Origin of the sequence: Olleya sp. 1-3, from assembly GCF_002836085.1 — a bacterium.
In the GTDB taxonomy this organism is placed as follows: Bacteria; Bacteroidota; Bacteroidia; order Flavobacteriales; family Flavobacteriaceae; genus Olleya; species Olleya namhaensis.
This window is the reverse complement of record NZ_PJBW01000058.1, coordinates 316,147-338,247: the sequence shown is the minus strand read 5'-3', so window position 1 is coordinate 338,247 and position 22,101 is coordinate 316,147. Positions and strand designations below refer to the sequence as shown.

Annotated in this window: 21 protein-coding genes and 1 tRNA gene; 10 read left to right on the top strand and 12 right to left on the bottom strand. The window is 32.3% G+C overall.

Going from position 1 to position 22,101, the window contains the following annotated elements; translation table 11 throughout:
• Positions 1 to 48: 48 nt before the first annotated feature.
• The 6 genes from ftsZ (at position 49) to CXF54_RS14540 (ending at position 6,199) form a co-directional block, all read left to right on the top strand.
• A complete protein-coding gene (ftsZ, locus tag CXF54_RS14565) occupies positions 49 to 2,013 on the top strand; it encodes a cell division protein FtsZ (protein WP_101204064.1) in 1,965 nt (654 codons plus the stop codon).
• A gap of 207 nt (positions 2,014 to 2,220) precedes the next feature.
• Positions 2,221 to 2,670 carry a GatB/YqeY domain-containing protein gene (locus CXF54_RS14560; RefSeq protein ID WP_090837902.1) on the top strand — a complete coding sequence of 150 codons (450 nt, stop codon included), beginning with the start codon at positions 2,221 to 2,223 and terminating at the stop codon, positions 2,668 to 2,670.
• Positions 2,671 to 2,677: 7 nt separating this feature from the next.
• Positions 2,678 to 2,751, top strand: a tRNA-Arg gene (locus CXF54_RS14555).
• A gap of 490 nt (positions 2,752 to 3,241) precedes the next feature.
• Entirely contained in the window at positions 3,242 to 4,807 is a 1,566-nt protein-coding gene (locus CXF54_RS14550; RefSeq protein WP_101204063.1) for a glycerol-3-phosphate dehydrogenase/oxidase, read from the top strand.
• 12 nt (positions 4,808 to 4,819) lie between these two features.
• Positions 4,820 to 5,701, top strand: coding sequence for a zinc-dependent peptidase (locus tag CXF54_RS14545; RefSeq protein WP_101204062.1), 882 nt, complete (start codon positions 4,820 to 4,822; stop codon positions 5,699 to 5,701).
• Between the two features lie 78 nt (positions 5,702 to 5,779).
• The gene (locus tag CXF54_RS14540) at positions 5,780 to 6,199 is read left to right on the top strand and encodes a CBS domain-containing protein (RefSeq protein WP_101204061.1); all 420 of its coding nucleotides are present in this window, start codon (positions 5,780 to 5,782) and stop codon (positions 6,197 to 6,199) included.
• A gap of 60 nt (positions 6,200 to 6,259) precedes the next feature.
• On the opposite strand, the gene rpe is transcribed toward CXF54_RS14540, so the two are convergent.
• The 4 genes from rpe to CXF54_RS14520 all read right to left on the bottom strand — a co-directional run bounded on the left by rpe (position 6,260) and on the right by CXF54_RS14520 (position 9,601).
• The gene (gene rpe / locus CXF54_RS14535) at positions 6,260 to 6,922 is read right to left on the bottom strand and encodes a ribulose-phosphate 3-epimerase (protein WP_090837894.1); all 663 of its coding nucleotides are present in this window, start codon (positions 6,920 to 6,922) and stop codon (positions 6,260 to 6,262) included.
• Positions 6,923 to 6,964: 42 nt separating this feature from the next.
• Positions 6,965 to 7,372: a BLUF domain-containing protein gene (locus CXF54_RS14530; RefSeq protein WP_157823477.1), complete on the bottom strand. Its 408-nt coding sequence runs from the start codon at positions 7,370 to 7,372 to the stop codon at positions 6,965 to 6,967.
• A gap of 140 nt (positions 7,373 to 7,512) precedes the next feature.
• Positions 7,513 to 8,376 carry an RNA polymerase sigma factor RpoD/SigA gene (locus CXF54_RS14525; protein ID WP_090837891.1) on the bottom strand — a complete coding sequence of 288 codons (864 nt, stop codon included), beginning with the start codon at positions 8,374 to 8,376 and terminating at the stop codon, positions 7,513 to 7,515.
• Between the two features lie 256 nt (positions 8,377 to 8,632).
• Entirely contained in the window at positions 8,633 to 9,601 is a 969-nt protein-coding gene (locus CXF54_RS14520; RefSeq protein WP_101204060.1) for a hypothetical protein, read from the bottom strand.
• Between the two features lie 117 nt (positions 9,602 to 9,718).
• On the opposite strand from CXF54_RS14520, the gene CXF54_RS14515 reads away from it, so the two are divergent.
• On the top strand, positions 9,719 to 10,381 hold the full coding sequence (locus tag CXF54_RS14515; protein WP_101204059.1) for a hypothetical protein: 663 nt from the start codon (positions 9,719 to 9,721) through the stop codon (positions 10,379 to 10,381).
• Here the strand turns inward: CXF54_RS14515 and CXF54_RS14510 are convergent.
• Positions 10,378 to 11,376 (bottom strand): hypothetical protein, encoded by a 999-nt coding sequence (locus CXF54_RS14510; protein ID WP_090837886.1) that lies wholly within the window; start codon positions 11,374 to 11,376, stop codon positions 10,378 to 10,380. The two genes, CXF54_RS14515 and CXF54_RS14510, sit on opposite strands and share 4 nt — an antisense overlap.
• Before the next feature lie 136 nt (positions 11,377 to 11,512).
• On the opposite strand from CXF54_RS14510, the gene CXF54_RS14505 reads away from it, so the two are divergent.
• Positions 11,513 to 11,899, top strand: a complete 387-nt coding sequence (locus CXF54_RS14505) for a hypothetical protein (RefSeq protein ID WP_157823476.1) — start codon at positions 11,513 to 11,515, stop codon at positions 11,897 to 11,899.
• Positions 11,900 to 11,946: 47 nt separating this feature from the next.
• On the opposite strand, the gene CXF54_RS14500 is transcribed toward CXF54_RS14505, so the two are convergent.
• Genes CXF54_RS14500 through CXF54_RS14490 form a run of 3 tightly spaced genes read right to left on the bottom strand, consistent with a single transcriptional unit; the run spans position 11,947 to position 14,774 of the window.
• Positions 11,947 to 13,146, bottom strand: a complete 1,200-nt coding sequence (locus CXF54_RS14500; RefSeq protein WP_101204057.1) for a hypothetical protein — start codon at positions 13,144 to 13,146, stop codon at positions 11,947 to 11,949.
• Positions 13,136 to 13,687, bottom strand: a complete 552-nt coding sequence (locus tag CXF54_RS14495; RefSeq protein WP_101204056.1) for an RNA polymerase sigma factor — start codon at positions 13,685 to 13,687, stop codon at positions 13,136 to 13,138. Before CXF54_RS14495 ends, CXF54_RS14500 begins: the two co-directional genes overlap by 11 nt.
• A gap of 34 nt (positions 13,688 to 13,721) precedes the next feature.
• Positions 13,722 to 14,774, bottom strand: a complete 1,053-nt coding sequence (locus CXF54_RS14490; protein WP_101204055.1) for a hypothetical protein — start codon at positions 14,772 to 14,774, stop codon at positions 13,722 to 13,724.
• Positions 14,775 to 14,945: 171 nt separating this feature from the next.
• Here CXF54_RS14490 and CXF54_RS14485 point away from each other — a divergent pair, with 171 nt between their 5' ends.
• Positions 14,946 to 15,944, top strand: coding sequence for a hypothetical protein (locus CXF54_RS14485; RefSeq protein WP_101204054.1), 999 nt, complete (start codon positions 14,946 to 14,948; stop codon positions 15,942 to 15,944).
• A gap of 113 nt (positions 15,945 to 16,057) precedes the next feature.
• Here CXF54_RS14485 and CXF54_RS14480 read toward each other — a convergent pair whose 3' ends face one another.
• The 3 genes from CXF54_RS14480 to rpsO form a co-directional block, all read right to left on the bottom strand.
• Positions 16,058 to 17,482, bottom strand: a complete 1,425-nt coding sequence (locus CXF54_RS14480) for a glycosyltransferase (RefSeq protein ID WP_101204053.1) — start codon at positions 17,480 to 17,482, stop codon at positions 16,058 to 16,060.
• A 198-nt stretch (positions 17,483 to 17,680) separates the two neighbouring features.
• Complete coding sequence (locus CXF54_RS14475; RefSeq protein WP_101204219.1) at positions 17,681 to 19,921, bottom strand: polyribonucleotide nucleotidyltransferase; 2,241 nt, start codon at positions 19,919 to 19,921, stop codon at positions 17,681 to 17,683.
• Between the two features lie 186 nt (positions 19,922 to 20,107).
• A complete protein-coding gene (rpsO, locus tag CXF54_RS14470; protein WP_090837875.1) occupies positions 20,108 to 20,377 on the bottom strand; it encodes a 30S ribosomal protein S15 in 270 nt (89 codons plus the stop codon).
• 144 nt (positions 20,378 to 20,521) lie between these two features.
• Here rpsO and def point away from each other — a divergent pair, with 144 nt between their 5' ends.
• Positions 20,522 to 21,145 (top strand): peptide deformylase, encoded by a 624-nt coding sequence (def, locus tag CXF54_RS14465; RefSeq protein WP_101204052.1) that lies wholly within the window; start codon positions 20,522 to 20,524, stop codon positions 21,143 to 21,145.
• 40 nt (positions 21,146 to 21,185) lie between these two features.
• Here def and accD read toward each other — a convergent pair whose 3' ends face one another.
• Entirely contained in the window at positions 21,186 to 22,043 is an 858-nt protein-coding gene (accD, locus tag CXF54_RS14460) for an acetyl-CoA carboxylase, carboxyltransferase subunit beta (protein ID WP_101016852.1), read from the bottom strand.
• Between the last annotated feature and the right edge of the window lie 58 nt (positions 22,044 to 22,101).

Here is a 22,101-nt window from a genome sequence, read left to right as displayed (position 1 = left end):
TGTGTGTATCGCGAGAATAATAATAATTGATCCAGTAAAATAGAATTTATGAGCAGCAACAACGAATTCGAAAACATATCATTCGACCTTCCAAAAAACCAATCCAATGTGATTAAAGTCATTGGTGTAGGTGGAGGAGGTAGTAACGCTATTAACCACATGTTTCTTCAAGGAATAAAAGGGGTGGATTTTGTAATCTGTAATACAGATGCGCAAGCCTTACAAAACAGTGGTGTACCAAACAAAATCCAATTAGGTCTTAATTTAACCGAAGGGTTAGGGGCAGGAGCTAATCCAGATGTAGGAGAGCAGTCAGCTGTAGAAAGTTTTGACGATCTACAACGCATGTTGGATACTAATACCAAAATGATTTTTATCACAGCAGGTATGGGTGGTGGAACAGGTACAGGTGCAGCACCAATTATTGCTAAAATGGCTAAGGATTTAGACATTTTAACGGTTGGTATTGTAACAATGCCTTTTCAGTTTGAAGGTAAAATGAGAAACCAACAAGCCCAAGAAGGGATTGAAAAATTACGTAGAGAAGTAGATTCTTTAGTAGTTATTAATAATAACAAACTTCGTGAAGTATACGGAAACCTAGGTTTTAAAGCCGGTTTCTCTAAAGCTGACGAAGTATTATCTACTGCTGCCCGTGGTATTGCAGAGGTAATAACACACCATTACACACAAAACATTGATTTACGTGATGCTAAAACAGTACTAAGTAATAGCGGTACTGCTATTATGGGATCTGCTTCTGCATCAGGTCAAAATCGTGCACATGAAGCAATATCTAAAGCATTAGATTCACCTTTATTAAACGATAATAAAATTACTGGAGCTAAAAACGTATTGTTGCTAATCGTTTCTGGTGCTCAGGAAATTACTATTGATGAAATAGGAGAAATCAATGATCATATTCAAAATGAAGCGGGTCACGGTGCAAACATTATTATGGGAGTTGGAGAGGATGATAACCTTGAAGAGTCTATTGCTGTAACAATTATTGCTACAGGTTTTGATGTAGAACAACAAAACGAGATAAGTAATACAGAAACTAAAAAGGTAATTCATGCTTTGGAAGATGACCAAAACATGGAGCAAGATTTAACAGGAAAAGAAAAAGAGCCTACTATAATCATGCCTACAATAGAGTTAGAAGATAAAAAAGAAGCACCTCAAGCTATTGTTAAACATAAATTAGATTTAGATGAAGAAGATTTATCTGATATCGAAATTACACAAGTTAATAAGCCTAAAAACAACAGTTACCAAGATTTAGATTTAATTCCTACTAGCGAGTTTATAAAAAATATTGACGTTAAGTACAGCGAAGTAGACGTGGTGATTGATGAGACAGAAGAATTTAATATTATAGATTCTAATGTTAATAATATTGAATTTGTTAAAGTTGAAGAAGAGAAAAAACAACAAATTACTTTAAGCTTTGACATGCCTTTATCAGAACCAGTAGTAGAAACTATTGTTGAAGAAGAAGCTCCGGTTATAATGAATTTGTCAGACGATATCAATAACATGGAAGTTAACGATTTTGTTGAAGTTATTCCTGTAACTGAAAACTCGGAAAAAGGAGAAGTAAGATATGCTTTAGATGATTATATTGAGGCAGAGTCTACAATAAATAAAGTAGCAGAACCAAAAGTTGAGGTTGATAAAGAAGTTGTTTTTGAAAGAAAACAAGTAGAAACTGAAGCGGTTGAAGTTGATGCAGATGCTGAAGTAGATCCAATGAATACGCCAATATCTGAATTACTAAAAAGTAGAGCAGATGAGCGTAGAAAGAAAATGAAAAACTTTAACCACAAGTTTAATAGTTCTAAAATTGAAGATATTGAGAAAATTCCAGCTTATAAACGTCAAGGTTTAGAGCTTAATGATAGTCAACATTCTTCAGATAATAATATTTCTAGAACCTCTTTAGGTGTAGATGATAATGATGATATTCAGTTAAGAAGTAATAATTCTTTCCTACATGATAATGTAGATTAATACCAATCATAATTAATAAAGATTATTAGTATTAAACCTATTTAATAGCAGGACTAATAAATTATATTAATCCATTTCTAACCCGAAAAGTTCCCTCAAACTTCTCGGGTTTTTTTAACCATAAATAAGTAACTGCTCCGTGAGACTTATAAACAGTAAACTAAATACTATTTATTATCTTCGTAGCTCAAATAAATCATAAAAAAGATGAGTTTATCTACAGATATAATGACAGCCTTAAAGGTGGCAATGAAAAGTAAAAATACAGTTGCGCTAACAGCATTAAGAGCGGTTAAGTCAGCTATATTATTAGCACAAACAGAAAATGGTGCAAAAGAAGAGTTAACAGAAGAGCAAGAACTTAAAATACTTCAAAAGCAAGTAAAGCAACGTAAAGATAGTGCTGCTATATTCTTAGAGCAAGGGCGTGAGGATTTAGCGACTCCAGAATTAGCTGAAGCTGAAGTAATCTCTCAATTTTTACCAGAAGCTATGAGTGATGAGGATGTTGCTAAAGTGGTTGAGGCTGTAATAGCTAAAACAGGAGCAGAAGGCATGAAAGATATGGGTAAAGTCATGGGAATGGTTAGTGGTGAATTAGCTGGTAAGGCAGACGGAAAAACAATTTCTACTATTGTAAAGGCTAAATTGTCTTAATAAGTTAGGCCTCGTAGTTCAACTGGATAGAATGTCAGATTTCGGCTCTGATGGTTGGGGGTTCGAGTCCCTTCGGGGTCACGAATAAATAAAAAAGTTGCATGTCAAATCAAGCTCGCTTGAATTTGTAAGTGCAACTTTTTTATTTTCAAAGCTGAGCTTTGAGGATCACGTAGCGCAGCGGAGTAATCCCTTCGGATTGTCAAATCAAGCTCGCTTGAATTTGTAAGTGCAACTTTTTTATTTTCAAAGCTGAGCTTTGAGGATCACGTAGCGTAGCGAAGTAATCTATTGGGTAAGTCCAATCAAGCGCGCTTGAATTTGTAAATAAGTATTTTTAATTTTCAAAGGGCATTTTTTAGATCAGTTAGTAATCCTCTCGAGGTCACGAATAAACAACAAAAAACCAGAGTTAAAGTTGAGTGTATTCAATTTTAATTCTGGTTTTTTGTTTTCTTTTATTTTCCATTTTAGTATTGTTTTAATTCATCTGTTTAGCTTCTTTTAGGTTTGTCGTGTAAACAGTTGGTATTTTATATATTTGGTAAACATTGTAATTTTTAACTATAAGATGTTTAACAGAGAAACTTTAGTAAACCAGGTAAAATCTAATCTAAATTGGGACGTCATTATTATTGGTGGTGGCGCAACAGGATTGGGTGTTGCATTGGACGCCGCAACAAGAGGTTATAAGACCTTATTGTTGGAACAGGTGGATTTTGCAAAAGGGACCTCTAGCCGAAGCACAAAACTAGTACATGGCGGTGTTAGATATTTAGCACAAGGAAATGTGGATTTAGTACGTGAGGCTTTATATGAAAGAGGTTTGATGTTAAAAAATGCTTCTCACTTAGTAAGTAAGCAGTCCTTTATTATACCTAATTATAGATGGTTTGATTCCGCTTTTTATACGCTTGGATTAAAAGTGTACGATCTATTATCTGGTAAGTTAAGTTTTGGAAAATCTACAAGGATTAATAAGTCAGAAACGGTATCCCGGTTATCAACCTTAAAAAACGATAAATTAAAAGGAGGTGTCGTGTATTACGATGGGCAATTTGATGATGCTAGATTAGCTGTTAATATCGCACAAAGTTGTATAGAAAACGGAGCAACTGTTTTAAATCATTTTAAGGTAAATACGTTACTCAAAAATACGGATGGTAAGATTAATGGTGTTGTTGCAAAAGATACAGAGTCGGGATTAGAATATAAGCTAAATGCAGCAGTTGTCATTAATGCCACAGGTGTGTTCTCTGATGCAGTATTAAAAATGGATAATATAAGCGCTAAAACGTCTATACGACCTAGTCAAGGGATTCATTTAGTTTTTGATAAATCTTATTTACCAGGTAATGATGCTATCATGATTCCTAAAACAGAGGATGGTCGGGTGTTATTTTTGGTGCCTTGGCATAATAAAGTTGTAGTTGGTACTACAGATACTTTATTAGATAGCCATAGTTTAGAACCCAAACCATTAGAGCAAGAAATTGACTTTATTCTTCAAACAGCAAATAAATATTTAAATAAAAAGGCAACTAGAAAAGATGTGCTTAGCATTTTTGCAGGATTAAGACCATTGGCTGCTCCAAAGGATAATTCTGAAAAAACAAAAGAAATTTCACGAAGCCATAAAATTATCGTGTCATCTTCTGGATTGATTACAATTACTGGAGGAAAATGGACGACCTATAGGAGAATGGCGCAGGATACTATTAATAAAGTAATCGCACTTAAAAAGTTGCCAAAATTAAAATGTAAAACAAAAGACTTGCTAATACATGGTGCAAATGGGATAGTGGATAGATCCAATCATTTATATATTTATGGAACAGATCAAACACTTATTGCGGATTTAATTACAGAAAATCCAGACTTATCAGTACGCTTACATCCACGTTTACAATTTACAAAGGCGGAAGTTGTTTTGGCTGTAAGAAATGAAATGGCTAGAACTATTGATGATGTGCTTGCTAGACGGGTTCGTGTTTTGTTTTTAGATGCTAAAGCAGCTATAGAAATAGCACCATTGGTTGGAGAGCTTATTAGAGAAGAATTAAATCAAACAGCAGCATGGAAAGCTGAACAAATTTCTGACTTTGTGAAGATGGCAGAACAATACGTTTTAAAATAAGATTTACTTCATATGCTTCAACACGTTTCTACAGAATTACAAGAAAACCCCTTGATCGATAAATACGTGATTGGTGGTCTTGCTATTATATTATCTATTGTAGTTGTGGTTGCAGCACTTGTTTGGTTTTTCAATTTAATAGAAAGTATCTATGTAGATTATATTGGAGGTAAACCTTTATTTAGACATTTTTACTTTCGTATAAGAGATTTAAGCCCTAAACAGAAACATATTCTTGACACCGAATTTAGGTTTTATAAGTCGTTAAAATCTAAAGAGCAACGTTATTTTAGACATCGAGTTCATAAATTTTTAAGTACTACGGAATTTATTGGTAAGGAAGATTTAGTTATTACAGAGCAACAACGTGTTTTAATTTCTGCTACAGCAATAATGTTAACCTTTGGATATCGTGATTATGCCATCAAATTAGTAGATAAGATATTAGTTTATCCCTCTAGCTTTTACTCTAACCTGGATAAAGCGCATCATAAAGGACACTTTAATCCGGGTTTTAAAGCGGTAATATTCTCGTGGGAAGATTTTTTAATCGGTTATAAAATAGAAGACGATAATATAAACTTAGGGATTCATGAGTTTATTCACGCCATACATTTAAGTGCTTTAAAAACGGGGTATAAAAATAGTGTGTCGTCTTATTTGTTTCTGAGCGGATTACAAGAGGTAACGGATTTTATTAATGCAGACAGTAACTATAAAAACAAAATTAAACAATCTGAATATTTTAGAGATTACGCCTTTACAAATGACTTTGAATTTATTGCAGTCTTGATTGAAAATTTTATCGAAACTCCAAAAGCATTTAAATCCCAATTTCCAGAAATCTATAATAAAGTAAAGCGCATGCTTAATTTTAATTTCTCAGGATATTAATTCTATTTCTACTGACTTTTATCATGTTTATTTAGCACTATTAATCTTAACTTTAAGGTATTAATAAAAGCTATCACCATGAAAAAAAGAACACCAATATCAGAAATTATGACAAGTAATGTCATTGCTTTAAATAAGACTGACGATCTAGAACAAGCAGAAAAATTATTTAAAGCCCATAACATAAGACATATTCCTGTGGTTAGTGGAGATCAAATAATTGGTATGTTAAGTTACACAGACTTACTCAGAATTAGTTTTGCAGATGCTGCGGACGATTATGCTGTGGATGTAGAAAGTGTGGTCTATAACATGTTTACAATAGAGCAGGTAATGGCAAAAAACTTGGTAAGTGTATCTAGCAGCACGACTATTAAAGAAGTCGCTCAATTATTAGCAAAAAAAGAATTTCACGCATTGCCTGTTGTAGATAATAACGTTTTGGTTGGTATTGTTACTACAACAGATTTAATTAATTACTTAATCAATCAGTTTTAGGGATAATATATTAATTAAGTAATTAAAAAAAGGCTCCATATTTTGGAGCCTTTTTATATTTTAACTGTTAGCTAATGCTTTAAGGTTTTTTATAGTTTCGGTTTGATTGTCACTTTTAAAAACATGACTACCAGCTACAAAAACATCAGCACCTGCTTCTACAAGTTTTTTAATGTTTTTATCAGTAACACCACCATCAATTTCAATTTTAGTGTCAAGACCTTGCTCATCAATCATTTTACGCAATTTTTTAACGCGTTGATAAGTGATTTCTTCAAATTTTTGACCACCAAATCCAGGATTGATAGACATTAGTAGCACCATATAACATTCTGGTAAAATGTCCTCTAAAACGGATATAGGTGTTGTTAAGTTAAGAACAATACCAGCTTTACAACCAGCATCTTTAATTTGTCTTAAAGTACGGTGTAAATGGACTGTAGACTCATGATGTACAGTAATTATATCTGCACCAACCTTTGCAAACTCCTCAATGTAGCGCTCTGGCTTTTCAATCATTAAATGGACGTCTAAAGGCTTTTTAGCATGTTTTTTTATGGCAGCAATTACCGGCATTCCGTAAGATATGTTTGGTACAAAGTGACCATCCATAACATCAATATGAAACCAGTCGGCATCACTATTATTTACCATTTCTGTGTCGCGTTGCAGGTTACCAAAATCGGCAGCGAGCATTGACGGAGCAATTAATTTTGAAGACATTTTTTTAGTTTTGTGTTGTTTTTACAAAGCTAAGGTTTTTTATTAGTGGTCACTTAATAGGCCTTCAATTATTTCTAAAAACAATGGACTGTTTTCATGTTTTTGCTGGTTTAAATTAGCAACAAACTGTTGTAAGCTATAAAGTGTGTCAACATCCTTAATAACAGAATAACCTATGTCAAACGTTTTAAAACTTAATTGTGGGATAGACGTGTTTAAAAACTCAGTAATATTGGAGTGTCTACGGTCTTTTTTTATGTCCTCGTAAACAGTGTCTATAATTATAGGGTTACCTTCTAAAACCTGAAAAAACACATCGTTTCTTTTAACTAAAAACCCAGTAATATTATGACTGTCGTTTTTTAATTGTGTTTGATTAAATAAAGCTTCAAACTCCAAGAGTTGTAGTGTCTTATTGACATCGCTTTTGTAACAAATGGTTTTTAACATACCCATAAATAATAATAAAAAAATAAAAGTATAAAGATTTAGTGTCTAAAATGAGTGAACCCGAAGTAATCAGCTTCGGGTTCTTCATCAATCAAAAAACGAACAGTTATGAATAACTGTTTGTTATCGTAACTCAGGTTTTATCCTAAGTAAGTTTTTAATATTTTACTTCTAGACGTGTGTTTTAATCTACGTATAGCTTTTTCTTTAATTTGTCTAACACGTTCTCTAGTTAGGTCAAACGTTTCTCCAATTTCTTCTAAAGTCATTGGGTGTTGGTTACCTAAACCAAAGTATAATCTAATAACATCAGCTTCACGAGGCGTTAGTGTTTCTAAAGCACGTTCAATTTCAGTACGTAAAGATTCGTGTAATAATTCACGATCTGGATTTGGTGACTCACCAGAGTTTAGTACATCATATAAGTTAGAATCTTCACCTTCAACTAATGGTGCATCCATACTTACGTGACGACCAGAATTTTTCATAGACTCCTTAACATCGTTAATAGTCATGTCTAATTCCTTAGCAATTTCTTCTGGACTTGGTGGACGCTCATGCGCTTGTTCCAAGAAAGCAAAAGTCTTGTTTATTTTATTAATAGATCCAATCTTATTTAATGGCAAACGTACAATTCTAGATTGCTCTGCTAACGCTTGTAAAATAGACTGTCTAATCCACCAAACAGCATAAGATATAAATTTAAAACCACGTGTTTCATCAAAACGTTGTCCGGCTTTAATTAATCCTAAGTTACCTTCATTAATTAAATCAGGAAGTGTTAATCCTTGATTTTGGTATTGCTTAGCTACAGATACAACAAAACGTAAGTTAGCCTTAGTCAGTTTTTCAAGAGCTACTTGATCGCCAGCCTTGATACGTTGTGCTAATTCTACCTCTTCATCTGCGGTAATTAAGTCAACTTTCCCAATCTCTTGTAGATATTTATCTAAGGATGCGGTTTCACGGTTAGTAACCTGTTTGGTAATTTTTAGTTGTCTCATCTAAATAAGGGTAATTATTATTTGTGAATAATTTGCTATCAGTAGTTATACGTACAGAAGTTACAATTTGTTACAAAAAAAAGCAATTATTTTTTAGCGTTACCCTTTTAAGCCAAAAAAATGGTTTAAAAGCGTCAGGCTGTCCGTTATATCTTTTTTATTTGCACTTTACCTATGTTGTTCATGCTTCACAAAATAGATCAGGCAAAATAAAAAAGGATGCCACTTCCATCCTTAACGCGCTTACTGTTGTGGCTTACTCAAAATCTAATACCTGTGTCGCTTCTATTAATTGTTTTAAGGCATCGATTTTAGAAAATAGTTTATTAAAAAAATGATTGCGTTCTTTCTCTCCTGTTGTATTTAGTAATTTACTGTTCTGTAATTGCTTTTTCAAAAAGTGCTCTGCCTCTTGACACGTGTGTTTATCTTCCGTTTTGTAATAGGACAACAATGTAAATGGCACATATAGCATTTGGTTATTTGGTGTGCTAACCAAAACATTGTTATTCATTAAATGTAATTCATTATAATATAACGAAAAAGTATGGTCTTCAGAAATTAACTTGGTAAAAATTGACGTAATTAATTGTTTTAGTAAATCACACAATAGTAATGCAGTTTTAGATTTGACCTGTCCAGCCTCAAAGTAAAAGTGTATTTGTTTTAGAGTACTGTTAATAGTCGTAATATCCCAAACTTCTTGCGTGTTTAAATTACTATATAAACTGCCTAGTTGTTTTCCCGCTTCAATTAAAGATGGGCTAGGCGCAAAATTATCAAAACTTTTATTAGCCAGTTTAGGGTCTAATAACTTTAGCCACACATAATATTTAAACTGACTTAAAGGGTCGCCGTTTAAATTGTAAAATAAAGGAATGTCTTTAGCCGAGTATAATAGGGTGCTATTCTTTTGCTTTAATAAAGGTAATAGTGATTGGTAAGAGGCTTCAAAATAACGTTGCAATTCGGTTTCGTTTTCAATATGCTTTGTTTTTTCAATACTCACAAACTCCGTAGATGTGGTTTCAAATAAGCGATCTAAAGATAGATTGTAATATTTAGCTAAGGCAATACTTTCGTCTAAAGACAATTTGCTTTTTAAACTTACACGCCTATGTGCAGCATCATAACTTATATCTAATGCTGTAGCGACTGCATCAATAGTTGAGGTGTTTTTTGGTAATTCATTTTTTAAGTGCTGTAAAAAAGTAGTTTGAAACATAAGGTAAATTACTGAATTTTGCGATAATCACAAAATTTACTTTTACGTTTCGTGATAAGCTCCATTTTAAATGCGTTTATAGCAATAAATTTGACTTGAATTTAAAAAACAACACTCATGAAAAATTTATTGTTAACCATAGTATTACTAATAAGTGTTCAAATTAGTAAAGCACAAAACGATACACTTTATGTGACCAATAGTAATCAATATCACGATTATTATAAAGCGTATTTTAAAACCGTGACGTTTAAAATAGGAGGAGGTGTGTTATTGCCTCAAGGTAAATTACAAGATTATTTTGGTCCATCACCTGTGTTGGAACTAAGTTTAGATTTTCCGGTAACCAAAACAAAATCTTTAGAGTTAGCGTTACAATTTGTAATTCCAGATCAAAAACAATCTTTTTTATTTGTCAGAACCACGGATACTATACAAGCAAAAGCCTCTTTTATGTTTAATCCGATGCTTAGATTTAAGAAAAATCTAAGTCAAAATGTAAATTCGCAATTACATCTTAGTTTAGGTGTTGGGGCCTCAGTAATTAAAACAGATGCTAGAAATCCTTTTTATACTGGAGACAATCAAGATAGCGAAAAATATGAAGTCGTGACTGCTTTTTTAATGGCTCCAGCTTTAGATTTTGTCAAAAAATTTAGAAGTAATGAGGAGCTAACCTTTAGTTTGGGTTTAAATTATTCGCCTTATAAAATAGAAGGTGCTCTTCAGGAAAATATTGGAGGAATTAGTTTAATCCCTCGGATACGATATAGTTTTTAATCAAATTGAAAATTTACATCAATTAGAATTCTTTCTTTTAATTTATTGATTTTTTGATGCATTTTATTAAAAAACAAGGTGCGGTCTTTTTCTCCAGAATGTACTAATAACTTAGAGTTTGTCATTTGTCTATTAAAAAAATCATCCATAATGTTACAGGTGTCTTGATGCTCTATTTTTAAATACTCTAGCACAGTATACGGAACAAAAAATGTTTTTCTATGTTTGGTTTTTACCATGATAATATTACTCATTGTTAATAAATCACTTTTATATAAATGGTAAGACGCATTGTTTTTTGAATTAATGATGCTCTGTTGTATGGTTTGTTCTTCAATATGATTAATAATTTCTTCTAAATCATCACATATTTTTAAAGCCAATGTTTTGGATAATAATTGGGATTCGTAGAAGTATATTATTTGCTGTATGGTCCCGTTAATTGTATTGTCATTCCAAAACTCGGTTATGTTTATAAAGTTATAAGTTTCGCCAAGTTGTATGGCTTTTTCTATTAAAGATTTTGGTATGGTATCAATAAATTGATCAAAAGAAATTTTGCTTTTAGTCATTTCTTTATTGGTTAATTTTAACCAAACGTAAATTTTATAACGTGTTATAAAGGAGTCTTTTAAGGTGTAAAATAAGGGGATATCTTTTGCAGAGTATAAAATTGAAGCACTCTTTAATTTAGTTAACGGAGTTAGGTTTTCAATGGATTTTGAAAAATAAGACTCTAAGTGTGCTTCATTAGATATAATTGGTGATTTTTCAACTAAAACAGTGTTTTGACTACCAACCTGGTAAAGGTTGTTAAGTGATATTTTGTAATGTTTAGCCAATATAACAGCTTCTTCTAGGCTTAGGCTTGTTTTGTTGTTAATACGTCTATAAGCTGCGTCATACCCAATGTCTAAAACGGACGCTATCTCATCAACAAAAGAGTTGTTGTTGGCACTTTTCTTTTTTAGGTAGGTAAAAAAATGTTCTTGCATATTTTACAAATTATAACTTGAATTTAGTTAAAACTTGTGATATACAATAGTTTATGTTCTTATTTTTAGCATTATTTAATACATCTTGTTAATTATTGCAAGTAATTTAGAGGTGTAACCAATAAAATTTTTAATTATGAAAACAATTAAATTAGTATGTATCAGTTTAACGATGTTAATCATGTTACAGAGTTGCCGAGTGTATCATTCTGAGACAGTATCTTTAGAGGAAGCTTCTAAATCACAAAAAAGGGTGAAGGTTAAAACAAATGATAACAAGACCTTGAAGTTTAATAAGGTTGTTTTTGAGGATGGTCAGTTTTATGGTGTAAAAGGAAAAGGAGATAACGTTAGTAAGACTGTTTTAAATATGGACGATTTAAAGCAGGTAAGATTACACAATAAAAGTCTGTCTACTATTTTAGGTGTAGCTGTACCGATTATAACAGTTGTGGGTATATTGGTTTTAGCAATTACCAATTGGAATGGCCCACAAATTGGTGATATCCAACCTTCTAATTAATATAAAAAAGCCCATCAAAATACGATGGGCTTTTTAGACTAACTAATTTAAAACTTGTATTCTAATCCTCCAAGAATGGATAGCGTGTAGGTTTTTGAGTCTAACCTGTTTTCTAAAGGTTTAAAGTGGTACTTAAACATAGGTTCCAAAACAAAATGTAATTTTTTAAGTAATAAAGTATCAAAACCTAAACCTAAATTAAGAGACATGTTTGTGTTTTCTATAGATTCTATTTGAAGATTATTTTCGATACCATCCGTATATATGGAGGCCTTATCAAGCATTAAATAACTGACGCCTGCAATGATTGATGTATTAGCTTTTCCTTTTAATATTCTTTGTTTGATTTCTAAGGGGATTTCATAATAACTGATTTCTTCTGTAAAATTATATGTGTCTTCGTTTGATGTAAAGTTTAAATCTAACTTAGCGACTCCAATCCTTAATGAAATATCTTCTGTGGCTAAATAGCTTAGTTTTATTCCATAATTAGTAGACGTATTATCTTTTGTAGCATGATTTAAACTGCCAAAATAGTCTAAAGAGGCATAAGGCATTACGCTCCATTTTTTTATTATTTTTTGATTAATACTATCTGTCTTAACTGCCTTTTTTTGTTTTAATACTTGTTTTTTAGAGATACTATCGGCTTGTTTTTTTAATGCTAAGAGGTCTTTTTTAATAGTGCTTGTTATCAAACTATCTGCAGGAATTATTTTTTGTTTTTTTGTTGTATTACCTGAAGTTGTAGTCTTAAGTTTAGTTGTGTTATTTGTTTTATTTAAGATGGTATAACCGCTAGTGTTAGTTGGCTTAGAAGTGTTGTTCTTAAACTTGCTATTGCTATTTGTTTGGTACTTGTTAGTAGATGTGTTATTATTTAGTTGGTTATTTTGCTTAACTGTTATACTACCAATAGCATTACTATCTAAACTAGTGGTGTTGTTATTTGACTTGCTAAAGTTTGTTTTTGTACTTATTGTTGTTGTGTTTTTAACCTTATTTATTGAAGTATTAGATATCGCATCCGTCTTTATCGTTGCTTCTTTTTTGTCTGTCTTTATTTTAAATATTAATAACAGTATTAAGGATAGGCCAATAGTAGGAAGTAAGAAAAATAGAAAGCGTCTTTTCTTTTTCTTTTTTAAATCAGCTTCGATTTTAGTCCAAACCATAACGTCTGGAGCCTTGTGCAGGTCTTTCAGTCGGTGTTTAATTCCATCACCTATGTCTTTGTTAACTTCCATAGTATAATTTAGGTTTGCTAGGATTTAATTTAGTAATTTTTTCTTTTAAGATTGCTTTTGCTCTATGTAAATTAGATTTAGAAGTACTTTCTGAAATATTTAATAGGTTAGCTATTTCTTTATGCGAATAGTTGTCTAATTGGTATAGGTTAAAAACTAAACGGTATTGGTCTGGTAACTCTTGAATACAAGTCAAGATGCTATCTAATTTAATGTCTAAATCGTCTTCAGTAACCGTTGTATCTTCAAGTATGTCGTTGTTGATTTCAATATTAAAGGGTCTTTCTTTTTTATATTTATTAATAGCTTGATTGATGGTGATCCTTTTAATCCATCCTTCGAAAGACCCTTTACCTTTATATTTTTTTATGCTATTAAAAATTTCTATAAAGGAATCATGCAGGTTGTCTTGTGCTTCATCACTGTTTTTTGAGTATTTAAGGCACAGTATGTACAAGGTGTCTTTATATTTTTGATATAAATCACCTTGTGCCTTTAGGTTATTTTTTCGGCAAGCTTTTATAAGTTGTTCTAGCTCCAAATACTGTGGTTTAAATAAACAGTTGATTAATTGATTAACAAGGTTGTGCTATGATTAATATACTAATAGTATAATAGGTGTCATCCGTTAGGTTTTCAACACGAATATATACATTTTGAAATTGTGATGTATTTAGGTAAACTTGGTCCGATAGTATTGGATTTGTGTTGTTTTCTGCATCTTCTTCTGTTTCAAAATAAATAAGGTTTGTTGTTGCGCTGTCTATTTGAAGTATGTTTGTAATACAAAACGCATAGTTATCAAATATGAATTCGGCAACGCCCGGAGTAGCATCTAATTCGCACTCTTCAAACGCGAAATTTGTACATTGAGCATAATCATCATCACAGTATTGATGTATAACAAATGATTTTTCTTCATGTGTTAGTTTTATGGAGTTGCTATCAAGGTAGTCTACTTTCCAATCATAGTTAAAATAATCTCCAATAATACCACTGTTGTTTAGACTGATATTTATATGCATTTCTCCTTCAATAAATAATGTAGACCAAGATCCAAAAAGTAATTGATCATCATGTGTAAAAGCTGTAGATCCATTGTCTTCATTAAATACGGCACCTAGATAGGTGTTGTCCATATCTCTAGTGTAACCCACTTTCCATACACAATTGTTTATTAAAAACAGACAGGCTTCAGCTTCAATTGCCTCTACCTCTTCAATACAAGATTCTATATTTTCTTTTAATTCTTGATTGTTATTAATGGTAAATGTGGTGCCATCTTCTAGTTGTGTAGTTATTGGGTAACTAATACTTATAGAATAGTCGTCTTCTAAGTTATTTAAGTAGGTTAAGAATAAGGCGTCGTTTTGTATTAATGTAGTGGTTAATAATTGGAGATCAGCATCAAATGCATACATGGTTATAGGGTAGTTAAATTCTACACAGGTTACAGGTAATTCTTCTTCTGGATCATCTGTCATTCTAGCTAGATTGTTGTATAACTCCGAGTGTACCGCAATTACTTCTTCTGCATTAATATTTAGTCCTCCAATAGGTTCGTTTTCGCAGGACAAGAAAGAAAGTAATAGTATAAATACCGATAATAGTTTAATAGCGTTTTTCATTAGTAATGGTTTAGAGGTTTACCTATAGTCTCTATATTTTAAAAAGGTTGCGTTGATTAAAGATTTTTTTTTAATGTTAGGATTTCTTTTTATTGAAATACTTCTCTTATATTGAGCATCCTAAAATAATTTCCAACCAATTTTCAACCAATTTTAATTAAAATGTTTAATATGAAATCCCATTTTTTAGTACCATTATTATTTTTATTTACAACATTGTCTTTGTCTCAAAGCACTAATTTAGATAGAGAAAAAGTTAATGTCTCTTATGTTAGTTTGCCTTCTAATCCTGTTTTGGAAAAGGAAAATCGAACGTATTCTTCAAATGTCTCTGGCCTGACTATATCAGGATATAAAAGAGAATCTGAAGGAGGAACCTTAGATATTGATTTTGCCTATCACGGTACCCAGGTGGAAGATGTAAACGTAAATAAAGAAAAACATGAAAAAAAGGATAAAGAAGGAAACGTAACCTCTACTACTTATACCTACAATGTAACCGCCAATTATACATCTACAGGAACAATGATGGTTAATAATATTATATCCGGAGCTGCTAAAACTAAGAATTACTCTGAAAAAGAGGTTTTTGAAAGTAAAGATTATACAACTTACAAACAGGCAAGTGATTATTATAATAATAATAAGAATAACCTGAGAAGTAAATATAACAGTGCGCATAAAAGCACTATTATAAGTAAGGCTAAAGGCTATTTGAATGCGACTTTTGGGTTTGTTCCTTACATTAATAAGTACGATTTTTTCTGGATTCTAGGTTCTAAAAAGCATCCTGAATTTGCTAAACATCATGAGAATTTTGACAAACTGAAAGAAATTATTGATAATATGGAGTATGATGAGCCAATTGGTGAATTGGAAAAAGAGTTAGAACCTATTATTCTTTATTTTGAAAATGTCGTAGATAACTACCAAGGGAAGAAAAAGAAAATGAGAAAAGTAAGGTATGCAAGTTATTTTAATCTTGCTAAAATATATTATTATTTAGATCAGCCAGATAAATGCGCAGCATATGGGCAAAAAATAATTGATAATGATTATGACAAATCTGATGGTAAATATTTTATAAGAATATCAAAAAATTTAAAGCAAAAATTTGAAGCTAATAAAATTGAAACTAGACATTTTGAAATTGATTATTTAGAAGATTAGTTTTGTTCTAATTAGATTTTTTAAATTTAAAACGGATTAAATATAAGGTGTTGTTGATTTTTATAAATAAATGACACGCCTGTAATTAATCCGTTTTTTTATATATAAAACATTTATTTTTCATTAACTAAATCACGCGTTAGCCAACCGCTTCTGCTAGCTGTGGCTATGGCGTAAGGTGTAATCCAGAATAATCCAAAGGTATATAAGATGCTATACGAGTATGCCCAAAAACCTTGGTAAGTTTTATGTTGATTAGTAAAAAATAATAATGAAAAAGTAGATAGTATTAAAATGCTTACCAGAGTAGAACCAATAAATAAAAGCGGATGTACTAAGACAAAAAACAACATAAATAAAACCATAGGATAGCTCATTACTAATTTTGAAAACTGGCTAAAAAACAATAATCGCGTACCTGTTTTATTTCCTTCTCTAAAATTTGTAAATACATATTTAGCCATTTCTAAACTCTCTCTAACATTGCTTCGTCCCCAACGGATAAACATTTTATATAACCCTAAATATTCTTCAGGGACATTTGTATAAGCTACTGCATTACTTTGAAATAGCACATGTTCGCCTTGTTTTAGTATCATGTTTGTTAAGGCGCGATCTTCTCCAATGTCTGAAGGTTGTCCCATAAATTTTTGATTGATCCATTCCGGCAAACAGTTAAATACCGCCTGACGTCTGTATGCAGCTAATGCTCCGGGAGTGCATAATACTGAGTTTAAATTACTCTCTGCAGATCTTACAAACTCAAAACTCATTACAAAACTAACATCCAACATTTTTGGAAGCATTTCATTTTTATTATTTAATACTCTAATATTACCTGCTACAGCACCACATTTGTCATCTTTTATAAAAGGACTCACTAAATTTCTTAAAGTATCAGGCGTAACTATTGAGTCGCTATCTACAGTAACAAAGATATCTCCTGTTCCAAGATTAAACCCGCGATATAATGCTTGACGCTTGCCTTGATTTTTAGGTTGTTTAAAAATTTCTAAACGATCTCCTAGTTTTTGTTTAGCATCTAGTATCCATGTCCAGGTGTCGTCTAAACTTCCATCGTCTATAGCTAGTAATTGTAATTTGTGTTCTGGATAATCACTTTTTGCTAAACTCATTAGTGTATCCCAAACTTGTTTTCCTTCGTTGTAAGCAGGTACTATAACCGTTACGGTTGGTAACTCTTTATCTGTAACAGACGTGATTGGTTTGTACTTAAAGTAGTTGTATCCAGTGAATATAAAAAACAGAATTTTGTATGCAAATAGGCTAGTGGCTGCTATTATAAAAGTAAACCCTAATGTTGTGTTTAGTTGCGTGTTGTTAAAAGCTTCGAAGTCGTTATGAAATACATAGAAAAAATAGACGCCTAAAGCTATAAATAAGAAGGTGCTTAATAAGACTAATCTATTTTGTGGGCTTCCTGTAATTCCTTTACTATGAAAGAAGCCATTAATGCGATTGCTTAATCTTGGGTTTAGTGTTTTTTTTTTGGTAAGGTTGGTAATTTTAGTAGCCATAAATTTTTAGGGATTTTATAAATTAAAAACTACTAGAGTTACGCTATATATCAAGGTTTGGATGTTTTGTTGGTCGCTTTTAAGAAAATTTTATAATTTGAAAGTCATGTGTAAATAAAAATGATTAGTTAAAACAACTGCATAAAAAAAGCCCAACATAACTGTTGGGCTTTCTTAATATATAAAGTTTAAAAAGAATTACTCTTTTTTCTCTTCTCTTGGTTTTCTGTCATCACGACCTCTGTTGTCACGAGAACCTCTATTATCACGTCCACCAGAACGTTTGTCATCTCTTGGTGGTCTTGCTACATAACCTTCTGGTTTAGGTAAGATTGCTTTTCTAGATACTTTTTCTTTACGAGTTCTTGGATCAAGTCCGAAATACTTCACATCAAAAACGTCACCCATATTTACAACGTCAGAAACATTTTCTGTACGTTCCCATGCTAATTCACTTACGTGCAATAACACTTCGTTTCCTGGTGCATCCATATACTCAACAACAGCTCCAAAATCTAACATTTTGATCACTTTTACTTCGTATACGCTTCCAACGGTAGGTTTGAATAAAATAGCATCAATTTTTGCCATAACAGCATCAATACCTTTTTTACCAACTCCTAATATTTCTACGATACCTTCTTCAGTTACTGGATCTTCGTTAATAACGATAGTTGTCTCAGTTTCTTTTTGCATTTCTTGGATTACTTTTCCTCCAGGTCCAATTAACGCACCAATAAATTCGTTTGGTACACGTCTTGTAACCATTGTAGGAGCATGTTCCTTAACATCAGCATTAGGTGCTTGGATAGTATCCGTTAATTTGCCTAAGATATGTAAACGACCGTCACGAGCTTGTTTTAGTGCATTCACTAAAATCTCATATGATAATCCTTTTACTTTAATATCCATTTGACAAGCAGTAATACCTTCTGAAGTACCAGTTACTTTAAAATCCATATCACCTAAGTGATCTTCATCTCCTAAAATATCAGATAAAACAGCGTATTTTCCAGATTCTGCATCAGAAATTAATCCCATTGCAATACCAGAAACAGGTCTTGTCATTTGCACACCAGCGTCCATTAATGCCATAGTACCTGCACATACAGTTGCCATAGAAGATGAACCGTTAGATTCTAATACTTCAGATACAACTCTTACTGTGTAAGGGCAATCTGCAGGAATCATTCCTTTTAAACCACGTTGTGCTAAGTTACCGTGACCAACTTCTCTTCTTGAAGTTCCTCTTAGTGGTCTAGCTTCACCAGTACAAAAAGGAGGGAAGTTATAGTGTAAATAGAAATTCTCCTCACCTTCGTAAGATGGCATATCTATTTTGTTTGCGTCTCTTGATGTTCCTAAAGTAACTGTCGCTAATGCTTGAGTTTCTCCACGAGAGAAAATTGACGATCCGTGTGTAGATGGTAAGTAATCTACCTCACACCAGATTGGTCTAATCTCGTCAGTCTTACGACCATCTAAACGTAAACCTTCATCTAAAGTTAAGTTTCTAATTGCAGATTTCTCTGCTTTGCTATAATATTTTGAAACTAAATCTCCGAAATCTGCTAATTCTTCTTCAGAAAAAGTAGCTTTAATTCCGTCTTTAATTTCAGCAAATGCAGCTGTTCTTTCATGTTTAGCAGATCCAGCTTTAGCTATAGCATATACTTTATCGTATGCCATATCGTAAACTTTCTTCTCTAAAGCTTCATCTTCTCTTTCTCCTTCGTACTCACGTGTTTCTTTTTTACCAAAAGCTTCTGCTAATTTTACTTGAGCAGCACATTGTACTTTAATAGCTTCATGGGCAAATTTAATTGCATCTGCCATTTCTTCTTCAGAAATTTCATCCATTTCACCTTCAACCATCATTACAGAATCAGCTGAAGCTCCAATCATCATATCGATATCAGATTCTGCTAATTGTGCTCTTGTTGGGTTGATTACAAATTCTCCGTTGATACGTCCAACTCTTGCTTCAGAGATTGGGCATTCAAACGGGAAATCTGATAACTGGATAGCTGCAGATGCTGCTAAACCAGCCATTGCGTCTGGCATAACGTTTTCGTCGTGAGACATTAATTGGATCATTACCTGTACTTCAGAGTGGTAATCCTTTGGGAATAATGGACGTAAAACACGATCCACTAAACGCATAGTTAATACCTCACCATCACTAGGTCTTGCTTCTCTTTTGAAGAAACCACCTGGGTAACGACCTGCTGCTGCAAACTTTTCACGGTAATCTACCGTTAATGGTAAAAAGTCTACTGGAGATTGTTTGTAGTTTGAAACAACCGTACATAACATCATACATTTTCCTGACTGTACAACAACGCTACCGTGCGCTTGTTTAGCCAGTTTTCCTGTTTCGATAGAGATTTCTCTTCCATCACCAAGGTCAATGACCTCTTTAAATACTTTTGGAATCATAAATTTTTTAATTCTAATTAAACAATGGTCGTTGTGTTGTGGTAGTGTAGTAGTAGTTGTAATGACCAATGAAAAACCGATAGACCTAAAGTTTATTTAGACCTAGCTTCTTATTAATTAACTCGTTGTAATCGAGTTGTTTTATATCAAAAAACCACGCTAAAAAGCGTGGTCTTTGTATTGAGATTATTTTCTTAATCCTAATTCTTTTACTATTGCACGATATCTTAAGACATCTTTCTTAATTAAGTAATCAAGTAAGCTTCTTCTTTTACCTACTAACATTACTAAAGAACGCTCTGTGTTATAATCTTTACGATTTTGTTTTAAGTGCTCAGTTAAGTGTGAAATTCTAGCTGTGAATAATGCTATTTGACCTTCTGCAGATCCAGTATCTTTAGCGTCTTTACCGTGTTTTGCAAAAATCTCTGCTTTTGCTTCTTTTGTGATGTACATTCTAATATTATTGTAAATGATTGTTATGTATACGAAAGTTTATCTTTCGAGGTGCAAATATAGTTATTTTTATTAAATAACAAACAATCCGCTTACTATATAAAAGGTGTAAATTAGTGAAAATTGTAAACTCTATTTTTTAAAATGAAAAATTGTATTAATCTTATAGTCATATTACTACTAGGAACTAGCTGTGGTACTAGTAAAACCAAAGTAACTAAAAACTTTTCAAGTAAGCAAGTAGGTATGATAATGAATGGTAAGGCTTTAGAGCCGATGCGTGTGTTTAAAATAAATAATACACAAGACTCTATTTTATTGCGTTCTAAAAGTGCTTATGTTAAACCGGATGTTAACGATCTTGTTTTGAAACAATTTACAGACCGCCTTTTTGCTACAGTTAGAGATAGTATGTCTATGGGTGTTGGTATTGCTGCACCACAAGTTGGGATACTTAAAAACATTATTTGGGTACAACGTTTTGATAAAGACGAGGCGCCTTTTGAAGTTTATTTAAACCCTATAATTACTAACTATTCTGATATTAAGCAGACACGACGTGAGGGTTGTTTGTCTATACCAGATCGCGCTGAGGTTTTAAATTCTAGGTCTAAATCAATTACTATTGAGTATGATACTATGGAAGCCAAGCATGTTGTAGAAACAATTACAGATTTTACTGCTGTAATTTTCCAGCATGAGATAGACCATTTATATGGTATCCTTTTTCTGGATCATTTAGATAAGGAGATTAGAGATGCTAATTGACATAAAAAAAACCTTACTGAAAAGTAAGGTTTTTTTTATTTTATGCTCTTAGAGGCTGATTTGTAATCAGGTCTATATATAAATTGACTTTGTTTTTTAGTTCTTTACGATGTGTAATAAAATCTAAGAAACCATGTTCTAACAAAAATTCTGAGGTTTGAAAACCTTCTGGTAATTCTTGTCCTGTAGTGTCACGCACTACACGTGGTCCTGCAAATCCTATTAATGCACCTGGCTCTGCAATTGTAATATCACCTAGCATTGCAAAAGAAGCTGTTGTACCACCTGTTGTTGGATCTGTACATAATGATATGTAAGGGATTCCAGCATCAGCTAATTGTCCTAGTCTTGCAGATGTTTTAGCTAATTGCATTAAAGATAATGCAGCTTCCATCATACGTGCGCCTCCTGATTTAGAAATAATCATTAAAGGCAATTTCTTTTTTAAAGAATATTCTGCAGCTCGTGCAATTTTTTCTCCTACAACACTACCCATTGATCCACCAATAAAGGCAAAGTCCATACAAGCGATTACCAAATCTTTTCCTTTAGATTTTCCTACTGCACAACGTACAGCATCTTTAAGGTTTGTTTTCTCTTCGGCAGCTTTTAAACGGTCTGGATATTTTTTAGTATCCTCAAATTTTAAAGGGTCTTTAGAGGTTAGATTTTCGTCTAGCTCTTTAAATTTATTGTCGTCAAATAGGATTCCAAAGTATTCTTTACTTCCAATTCTTACGTGGTAACCATCTTCTGGGCTTACGTAAAAGTTTTTTTCAAGCTCTTTAGAGTCTACTATTTTACCAGTTGGAGATTTATACCACAACCCTTTTGGGATGTCTTTTTTCTCTGCGGTTTCGGTTGTTATTCCTTTTTCTTTTCTTTTAAACCAAGCCATATTGATTTACTATTTTGGGATTAAGATTTTTAGATGTTTTCTAAAAGTCTATGCTTTT